General features: G+C 74.0%; 4 protein-coding genes. All 4 read right to left on the minus strand.

The features are described 5' to 3' along the window. A partial coding sequence (locus tag GTW43_RS10215) for a TerD family protein (protein WP_161301324.1) occupies positions 1-551 on the minus strand: 551 nt, incomplete at its 3' end. Positions 552-691: 140 nt separating this feature from the next. Continuing rightward, on the minus strand, positions 692-2269 hold the full coding sequence (locus tag GTW43_RS10220) for a TROVE domain-containing protein (protein WP_161301325.1): 1578 nt from the start codon (positions 2267-2269) through the stop codon (positions 692-694). 364 nt (positions 2270-2633) lie between these two features. Next, positions 2634-4088, minus strand: coding sequence for an alkaline phosphatase PhoX (locus tag GTW43_RS10225; protein WP_161301326.1), 1455 nt, complete (start codon positions 4086-4088; stop codon positions 2634-2636). A 139-nt stretch (positions 4089-4227) separates the two neighbouring features. Continuing rightward, positions 4228-5461: hypothetical protein (locus GTW43_RS10230; protein WP_161301327.1), on the minus strand; the 1234-nt coding region annotated here is incomplete at its 5' end.

The raw sequence follows: 5461 nt of genomic DNA on the forward strand, positions 1-5461 counted from the left end.
GCCGGGGCCTGCGGTGCCTGCGGGGCCGCGGGCGCGGCCGGGGCCGCCGGCTCCTCGACCGAGACACCGAAGTCCGTGGCGATGCCCGCCAGCCCGTTCGCATAGCCCTGGCCGACCGCGCGGGCCTTCCAGGCGCCGTTGCGCAGGTAGACCTCCATGACCACCAGGGCCGTCTCCGCGCCCAGCTGCGGCGGGGTGAAGGTGGCGAGCACCGTGCCGTCGTCCGCGCTGCGGATCGTGGCCGTGGGCTCGATGCCCTGGAAGGTCTGCCCCGCCGCGTCCGGGCTCGCGGTGACGACGATCTTCTCGATGCCCGGCGGCACGGCGGCGGTGTCCACCGTGATCGAGTCCGGGCTCGTGCCCCCGCCCGACGTGTAGGTCACGCCGGGGCCCGCGGGCTGGTTGTAGAAGATGAAGTCGTCGTCCGAGCGCACCTTGCCGTCTGCGGTGAGCAGCAGGCCCGATACGTCGAGGCGCACCGGGGCCGTGACGTCCACCGCCACACGCTGCGCCGTGAGCGGGATGTTCGAGCCGGGGGTCATAGCTGTCATGACTGGGGTAACGAGCGGGTCCACTTTGCCGTTCCCTTACCGAAGAGTTTTTCTCGGGCATCCCAGCCACTCGGCCCACACCCCCGGCTCACACCCCGACCCGGCCCGACCCTGCCCGACCCGGCCCGGCCCGGCCCGGGCTACGCCGCCCAGGGCCAGTCCGCGTCCCGGCCGGCCTCGAGCAGGGACACCATCCGGAACGCGGCGTCGGTCAGCCCGCCGAACGTGTGCCGCTGCGGCCCGGACGGAGCGTGCCCGGCCCGGTACCCGGCGAGGTTCCACGTGTAGACCGGGACCCGCGCCGGCAGCGACGCGGCGGGGTCGCCGTGACGGCTGTACGCGGCCTGCTCGTCGGTGACGATCAGCACGCGGTCGTGGCCCCGGTAGTGCCGGCGCACGGCCTCGGTGGTGTTCGTCCCGCCGAGGTTCCCGAACCGCTCCAGGATCTTCAGGACGGACTCGCCCCGCCGGTACGTCACGGGCGCGCTGCCCGTGCCGAACTGGACCAGGTCCGCGTCGGCGGCGCGCAGCGCGAGCGCCGCGCCGAAGACCGCGGCCGCGTCCGCCCGGTTGAGCTGCGAGCGGTCGGACAGCCGGCCCCACATCGAGCCGGAGCGGTCCACCAGGATGAGCGTCCGGCCGCTCAGCGCGGGCACGTTGGCCAGCGAGTGGCCGAGCGCCTGCTCCAGCGGATACGCCCAGCGCAGCGACGGTGCGTGCTGGTAGGCGGCGAGGTAGCGGAACGGGAACTGCCGCGAGCGCGCCACCTCGGCGGGATCACCGATCCGGGCGGCGACGCGGGCCGCGACCTCGTCGGACACCCCGGCCTCGTCGAAGTTCCGCAGGTTGCGCACGAGCGCCATCGTGCCCATGGACGGGATCACCGCTTCCCACGCGGCCCGGTCCATCGGGCCCTGCAGCCAGCCGGCCAGCGCCTCCCACGTCATGCCCGCCGCGGCCAGCCGCTCGGCGCCGTCGGGCGCGAGCAGCACGGCGCGCCGCTCGGCGACGGGCAGCGCCATCAGCGCGCGGTGCGCGACCAGCACGCCGATCGAGGCCGGGGGCTCGGCCGTGTCCGGGCGGTGCCTGCGGTCGAGCGCGTACGTGAAGAGCGCGCCCTGCTCCGGGCGACCGGGGTCGGGCGCCGGGTGCACCAGGTTCAGGACGTCGCCGAAGCGGTAGCCCTTGGACGCGGTGTCGTACTTCAGGAGCGAGGCACCGTGGTACAGGCGGCGCACGGCGTCGGCCACGCCGCGCTTGACGGGCTTGGGCAGGGCCCGGCCGTACGTCCGGGTCCAGTAGCCGAGCAGCTCGCCGGGCTCGTCGGGGCGGCGCAGCACCGAGGCGACGACCTGCCGGTTCGAGGGGCCGCCGGTCGCGCCCGCGGCGAGCCGCGCCTGCACGTACTCGGCGGCGCCGACCAGGGACGCGGTGCGCATGCCGCCCTCGCCGCGCAGCCAGCCGAGCAGACCCGCGGTCCACTCCGGGTCGCTGACGGCGAGCCGGCGCACGAGCGCCGTGAAGCGGTCGTCGCGGGCGGCGCCGTCCTCGTAGGAGGTCTGCTGCGACACGAAGTTCCCGACCGCCAGGAGGAAGAGTTCGGAGCGCTCGTCGCGCTCGGCGCCCCGGCCGCCCTCGTGGGTGCGCAGGACGCGGCCCGTGGTGCGCACCGGGGAGCGGAGCGCGGGCGGCGGGGACTTGCGGTTGAAACGCGCCATGAGAATTCCCCCGAATTCCGTGCATGAGAATGCGTGAAAGAAGACGAAGGAGGCGCGGCGGAAGGAGTGTGCCCGAGATCAGAGGTCGGCGACGGAACAATTCCGGTGCTCTGCGCGATTGAGCTACTGCGGCCGTGAGACCGCGCGACGGGATTCGAACCCGTAACCGCCGGATCAAGGAAGTAACCGTTGCCTGCGCACCGGGCACACACCATCCGCTGCGCCTCCCGAGATCCATTCGGCCGCGGTGATTGCTTCTGAAGAGGAAGGAACCGTGGCCTTCGCACCGGGAGGTGCGGCGTGAGAAGAACTCTAGGACGGTGGGTGACCGGCCGCGAGGGAATTTAATGCGGTGCGGTGGGCCTCAGCGCTGCCGCTTCCAGGGGCCGCGGATCGCGAGCATGATGCCGGGCGTCTGGATGTTGGCGTACAGCGTGTGTCCGTCGGGCGAGAAGGTGACGCCGGTGAACTCGCTGTACTCCGGCTCCTCCTCGGTGCCGAGGTTGAGGTCGTTGCGCGCGATCGGGTAGGTGCGGCCGCGCTCGGTCGCGCCGAACAGGTGCTGGACGCCCTCGCCGTCCTCGGCGATGACGAGCCCGCCGTACGGGGAGACCGTGATGTTGTCCGGGCCGTCGAAGGCGCCGTCCCGGGACGGGTCGGGATTGACGCCGAGGAGCACCTTCAGCGTGAGGGTGCGGCGCCCCGGGTCGTAGAACCAGACCTGGCCGTCGTGCTGTTCGGGGCTCTCGTCGCGCGCGTACGAGGAGACGATGTAGGTGCCGCCGTCGCCCCACCACATGCCCTCGAGCTTGCGGGCGCGGGTGACCTCGCCGTCCTTGAACTGCTTGCGCGTGGAGACGCTCCTCGCGTCGCGGTCGGGCACGTCGACCCAGTCGACGCCGTACACGGTGCCGGTCCTCGTGGCCCGGGAGAGGTCGTCGACGAACCGGCCGCCGGAGTCGAAGCACCGGAACGCCTGGAGGACGCCCGCGTCGTCGGCGAGCGAGGCCAGCCTGCCGCGGCCGTGCTTGAAGCCGTGCGGCGGCACCCAGCGGTAGAGCAGCCCGTTGGGGCCCGAGGCGTCCTCGGTGAGGAAGGCGTGGCCGCGCCTGGGGTCGATGACGACGGCCTCGTGGGCGTACCGGCCGAACGCCTTGACCGGCTTCGGGGCGTGGTGGGCGCGGCGGTCGTAGGGGTCGACCTCGAAGACGTAGCCGTGGTCCTGGGTGAAGCCGTACGTGCCGGCCTTGTCCTCGGTCTCCTCGCAGGTCAGCCAGGTGCCCCACGGGGTGGAGCCGCCCGCGCAGTTGGTGGCGGTGCCCGCGATGCCGACCCACTCGGCGACCTCGCCGCCGCGGCGCACCTCGACGACGGTGCAGCCGCCGGCCGCCCCCGGGTCGTAGACGAGGCCCTCGGCGAGCGGGACCGGGTGCGGCCAGTCGGCGCGGGCGCCGGCCAGCTCGTGGTTGTTGACCAGGAGCGTGGTGCCGCGGGCGCCCTCGAAGGCGGCGGTGCCGTCGTGGTTGGAGGGCGTGAACTCGCCGGACTCCAGCCGGGTCTTCCCGCTGTACGTGATGACCTTGTACGAGAACCCGGCGGGCAGTGCGAGGATGCCCGCAGGGTCGTCCTTCAGGGGGCCGTAGCCGGGGCCGTGGTCGGGGCCGTGCCCGTGGCGGCCGGCCGGCTCGTCGGCGTCGGCGGTGTCGGTGGCCGCGAGGGCGCCCGGCGCGGTGGCGAGGGCGCCGACGGATCCGGCGAGGGCGACACCCGCGCCGGTGGCCGCGGAGCGTCGGGCGAAGTCCCTGCGTGTGAGCGACATGTGGCTGTCTCCTGCGACGTGACGGGAGCGGGGGGCGGTGACCCTGGTGCGGCCACACACTCCCGCGCCCGCGCGAACGACGGCTGAACTCCGCCCGACGCGCAGGCGCCCACTGCGCCGACTTCCGGAGAGCCGCGGCTCAGGCGCCGGACGCCGACCGCGCCTTGAACGCCGCCTTGCGGGCCTCCTTGGCGACCTTCTTGTCCGGGTGGAGCCGGCCCATCGCCTCGAGGACGTCCGCCGTGGCCGGGTGGTCGACGCGCCAGGCCGCGGAGAAGAACCCGCTGTGCTGTGCGGCGAGGCCCTCGACGAGCGCCTGCAGCTCCTCCGAGTTGCCCTCCAGGGACAGCTGCGCCGCGATCGTGTCGACGGTCAGCCAGAAGACCAGGTCCTGCGAGGGCGGCGGGACGTCGGCCGCGCCGTGCTCGGCGAGCCAGACCCGGGCCAGTCCGCCGAGCTCGGCGTCCTCGAGGACCTCGCGCAGCGCGGGCTCGGCCTCGGCCCCGACCAGGGACAGGGCCTGCTGGCAGCGCAGCCGGCGCAGTGGCGCGCCCTGGTCGCCGCCGCGGGCCGCCACCAGCAACTCGCGGGCCGCGGCGAGCGGTTCGCGCCGGGCGAGCCACAGCTCGATCTCGGCCTGGGCGGCGGTCTGCGGGAAGGCGGCGGTGCCGTCGAGCAGGACGTCGGCGCCCTTCTCGGCGAGGTCACCGACGGCCGGCGCCTCGACGCCGGCCTCGATCATCCGGGCGCGGATGCCGTAGAGGCCGAGCGGGGTGAGCCGGACCATGCCGTACCGGGAGACGTCGGCGTCGGCGTCGGCGACCGGGTCGGCGGAGTCGGCCGGCTCGTCGGAGTCGAGGTCGGCCATGAGCGCCTCGTCCACCGGCTGGAACTCGACGAGGCCGACCGGGGCGAGCGTGCGGAACTGGTCGTCGAGGCGCATCATCGCGTCCGAGACCTGCTCGAGGACGTCGTCGGTGGGCTCGCCCATGTCGTCGGGGACGATCATCGAGGCGGCCAGCGCGGGCAGCGGCACCGGGCCGTCCCCGGCGCCGCCCTCGGTGACGGTGAGCAGGTAGAGGTTGCCGAGGACGCCGTCGAGGAACTCGGCCTCCGCCTCCGGGTCCCAGTCGAGCTGCGAGAAGTCGATCTCGCCGCCCTCCTCCATGGCGTCGACCAGGTCGTCGAGATCGGGCACGCTCGCGTCGGCGAGCACCGTCTCGAGCGCCCCGAGCCAGAGCGCGAGGACGTCGGCGGGTGCGCCGGAGGTGAGGGCACCGAGCTCCTCGCCGGCCGTCACGGTGCCGTCCTCCTCGTCGACGATCTCCACCAGGCCGGTGTCGACGGCCACCCGCCAGGCCTCGCTCGCGTCC

The sequence above is a fragment of the Streptomyces sp. SID5785 genome, from assembly GCF_009870065.1.
Classification (GTDB): Bacteria; Actinomycetota; Actinomycetes; order Streptomycetales; family Streptomycetaceae; genus Streptomyces.